At 71.7% G+C, this 3676-nt stretch carries 4 protein-coding genes and 1 pseudogene; 2 read left to right on the top strand and 3 right to left on the bottom strand.

Annotation, left to right across the window (positions count from 1 at the left end; genetic code table 11):
• Together J0670_RS32940 and J0670_RS32935 are read right to left on the bottom strand one after the other, a co-directional pair.
• Positions 1–210, bottom strand: a pseudogene (locus J0670_RS32940) (hypothetical protein); the annotation flags it as partial.
• A 157-nt stretch (positions 211–367) separates the two neighbouring features.
• Positions 368–1063, bottom strand: a complete 696-nt coding sequence (locus tag J0670_RS32935) for a FadR/GntR family transcriptional regulator (protein WP_207815814.1) — start codon at positions 1061–1063, stop codon at positions 368–370.
• Between the two features lie 149 nt (positions 1064–1212).
• Between J0670_RS32935 and J0670_RS32930 the strand changes: the two genes are divergently transcribed.
• Positions 1213–1767, top strand: a complete 555-nt coding sequence (locus J0670_RS32930; RefSeq protein WP_207815813.1) for a gluconokinase — start codon at positions 1213–1215, stop codon at positions 1765–1767.
• Positions 1764–3158 carry a gluconate:H+ symporter gene (locus J0670_RS32925; protein WP_207815812.1) on the top strand — a complete coding sequence of 465 codons (1395 nt, stop codon included), beginning with the start codon at positions 1764–1766 and terminating at the stop codon, positions 3156–3158. The genes J0670_RS32930 and J0670_RS32925 overlap by 4 nt, the downstream gene beginning before the upstream one ends.
• A 69-nt stretch (positions 3159–3227) precedes the next feature.
• Here J0670_RS32925 and J0670_RS32920 read toward each other — a convergent pair.
• Positions 3228–3676 (bottom strand): TetR family transcriptional regulator C-terminal domain-containing protein (locus J0670_RS32920; protein WP_207815811.1); only part of this gene is annotated, 449 nt, incomplete at its 5' end.

The following is a 3676-nucleotide window of genomic DNA, read 5'->3' as shown; positions in this document are numbered from 1 at the left end:
GATCAGGATCTCCAGCAGGCACCACATCGTCCCGAACACGCCGACGCCCATCGCCAACAGCGCGGGCGTGATCAGCCACGTGCCCGCGTACGAGGCCAAGGTCGCGATCACCACGCCCACCAGCGTGAAGGCCAGGCACAGCACCGCCCGTACGGCGGCGGCGCGCACCTCGTCGGGCAGACGGCGGCGACGGCGGCGTGGCGAGGACATCGGGCGACCCCCAGGCGCGTGTTCGGCGGTGGACACGGAACGGGCGCATACGAAAAAGCGCCCCCTCGCCTCACTCTGCCCCGCCGAACCCGGACTATGCGTCCGAATCCACCGAACTGCCGCCAAATCGTGTCATCCGGGCGGGTGAGTCGCAGGCTCAGCCCAACTGCTGGTTGAGCTCGTCCAGGGCGCCCGTGACGATCGTGCGCATCGCCCGCTCGGCGTGGACGGAGTCCTTCGCGCAGATCGCCTCCGCGACCTCCCGGTGCAGCCGGATCGCGTAGGACTCGGGCTGATGGGGCATCAGATGGTACTCGGTCCGCCCGGTGAGCACCGCCGCGACGGTGTCCCCGAGGTGGGCGAACATCTCGTTGCCGGAGGCGCGCAGCACGAGGGAGTGGAAGGCGATGTCGTGCTTGAGGAAGGTGGCCAGGTCGGCCGCCCGCGCGGTGACCGTCAGATCCACGGCCAGCGCGCTGAGTTCGCGCCGGTCGTCGTCGCTGGCGTGGGTGGCGGCGAGCGCGGCCGCGGCCGGTTCGACGGCCATCCGCAGCGAGCCCAGTGAGCGCAGCTGGGCGGACCGGTCCGCGCCGGCCAGGCGCCAGCGGATCACCATCGGGTCGAAGACGTCCCAGAGCGACTTGGGCTGGACGGTGATCCCGACCCGGCGCCGGGACGCCACCAGGCGCATCCCCTCCAGGACGCGCACCGCCTCGCGGACCACCGTCCGCGACACCCCGAACCGCTCCTCGAGCTCCTCCCCGCGCAGCACCGCGCCCTCGGGGATCTCCCCCGACGCGATCGCCGGTCCGAGTTCGTCAAGCACCCGGCCGGGCAGCCCCTGGATCTCCATCCGCCCAGGGTAGACGCCCGCCTTCGTCGGGCTCACGCCGCCCTGCGACCTAGCCCACATCTAAAAAGTATGACGATTTGGTTTCCGCCACTTGAATACGTCATATCTTTGAGGCGATAGTGGCGGCCTGCAACGAAGGAGCACCACCCATGGCTCTCAGCGTCGAGAACCACGACCTCCCGGAAGGTCCCCTCACCGTCGTGGTGATGGGCGTCTCCGGTGTCGGCAAGACCACCCTGGCCCGCCTCCTGGCCGACCGCCTCGATCTCCCCTTCGCCGAGGCGGACGAGTTCCACCCGGCGGCCAACATCGCCAAGATGTCGGCCGGCATCCCGTTGGACGACCAGGACCGCCAGCCCTGGCTGCGCGCCATCGGCGCCTGGCTCAAGGAGCGCACCGAGGACGGCACCGGCGGCGTGGTCACCTGCTCGGCGCTGAAGCACGGCTACCGCGACATCCTGCGCGCGGACGCCCCGGATGCCTTCTTCCTGCACCTCAGCGGTGGCCATGACCTGGTCGAGGACCGGCTCTCCCACCGCACCGGCCACTTCATGCCGACGTCGCTGCTCAACTCCCAGTACGCCACCTTGGAGCCCCTGGGTGCGGACGAGCGCGGCGCCGTCCTGGACGTGGGCCCGTCCCCCGAAGAACTCGTCGAGATGGCCGTGGCACTGCTGCGGCCCGTCAATGGAGACCTCGCGTGAGCCTTGCCCCCACTCTGCTGGCGGCCGCCCCACCGGCCCTGCCGCACACCGCCAGCGACTCCCAGCTGCTGATCGCGGTGCTGCTCAGCATCGGTGCGATCGTCCTGCTGATCACCAAGCTGAAGCTGCACCCGTTCCTCGCCCTCACGCTCGGCTCCGGTCTGCTGGCCGCCGTCGCGGGCGCGCCCTTCGACAAGCTGCTCAGCAGCTTCTCCACCGGCTTCGGCTCCACCGTCGCCAGCGTCGGTCTGCTGATCGGCCTGGGCGCGATGCTCGGCAAGCTGCTCGCCGACTCCGGCGGCGCCAACATCATCGCGGACACCGTGCTGTCCCGGACCGGCAACAAGGCGCTGCCGTGGGCGATGGCGCTGATCGCGGCCGTGCTCGGGCTGCCGCTGTTCTTCGAGGTCGGCGTCGTCCTGCTGATCCCGATCGTGCTGCTGGTCGCCCGCCGCGGCAACGTGCCGCTGATGCGGGTCGGCATCCCGGCCCTCGCCGGCCTGTCGGTGCTGCACGGCCTGGTGCCCCCGCACCCGGGCCCGCTGGTCGCCGTCGACGCGCTGAAGGCCGACCTCGGCATCACCCTGGCGCTCGGCCTGCTGATCGCGGTCCCGACCCTGATCATCGCCGGCCCGCTGTTCGCCAAGGTCGCCGAGCGCTGGGTCGGCCCGCTGGAGATCCCGGCCGACACCGCCCCGGAGGACACCGCCAAGCACGAGCGCACCCCGTCCTTCGGCGCGGTCATGGCGACCATCCTGCTGCCGGTCGTGCTGATGCTCGGCAAGGCGCTGGCCGACGTGGTGATCGACGACCCGAAGGCGCTGGGCCAGCGGGTGTTCGACTTCATCGGCTCCCCGCTGATCGCGCTGCTCGCCGCGACCCTCCTCGGCATGCTGACCCTCGGCAAGGCGGCCGGCTTCGACAAGGCCCGGATCTCCGACACCGTCGGCAAGTCGCTCGGCCCGATCGCCGGCATCGTGTTCATCGTCGGCGCCGGCGGCGGCTTCAAGCAGACCCTGATCGACGTGGGCGTCGGCAACGCGGTGAGCGAGTGGTCCGGCAAGTGGCACATCTCCGCGCTGCTGCTGGGCTGGCTGATCGCGGTGCTGATCCGCCTGGCCACCGGCTCGGCGACGGTGGCCACCATCACCGCGGCCGGCATCGTCTCCCCGCTCGCCGCCAACATGTCCTCGACCCACGCGGCCCTGCTGGTGCTCGCGATCGGCGCCGGCTCGCTCTTCCTGTCGCACGTCAACGACGCCGGCTTCTGGCTGGTGAAGGAGTACTTCGGGATGAGCGTCGGCCAGACGCTGAAGTCCTGGTCGGTGATGGAGACGGTGATCTCGGTCGTCGCGATAGCGCTGATCCTGCCGCTGAGCCTGGTCGTCTAGCTCGCGAGGCGACACCACCGCCGAGGGGCGGCACCCGTTACGGGTGCCGCCCCTCGGCGTTTCCGGGTCTCAGCCCAGCAGCCCCGACAGCACCGCCGCCGTCGCCGCCAGCAGTTCCTCCGCCGCCGCCCCGCCGGCGGCCGTGCGGGCCAGCAGCCCCTCGCGTGCCGCCAGGATCACCGCCGCCGCCTGAGCGGCGCTCGCTCCCGGGGGCACCAGCTCCGGCAGCGCCCGCTCCAGGACGTCCGCCAGCGCCCGGGCGACCGCCAGGTCGTGCGCGGCGGCCTGCTCGGCCAGCGCCTCGGTACGGGCCGCGACCAGCCGGAACTCCAGGAACAGCAGGATCCACCCGGACTCCGCCGACTCGACCCGCAGCAGCGCCTCGACCAGCAGCCGGGCCCGCTCCTGCGGTGCCAGCGCCTCGCAGGCCGCCGCCAGCCGCTCCAGCTCGGCCATCCGCCGGGCCGCCTGGTCGTCGAAGAGCGCCAGCAGCAGTTCCTCCTTGCTGCCGAAGTTCG

It is taken from the genome of Streptomyces sp. FH025, assembly GCF_017427025.1.
Lineage (GTDB): Bacteria > Actinomycetota > Actinomycetes > Streptomycetales > Streptomycetaceae > Kitasatospora.
Note: the sequence above shows the minus strand (reverse complement) of the source record. Positions and strands in the feature narration are given on the sequence as shown.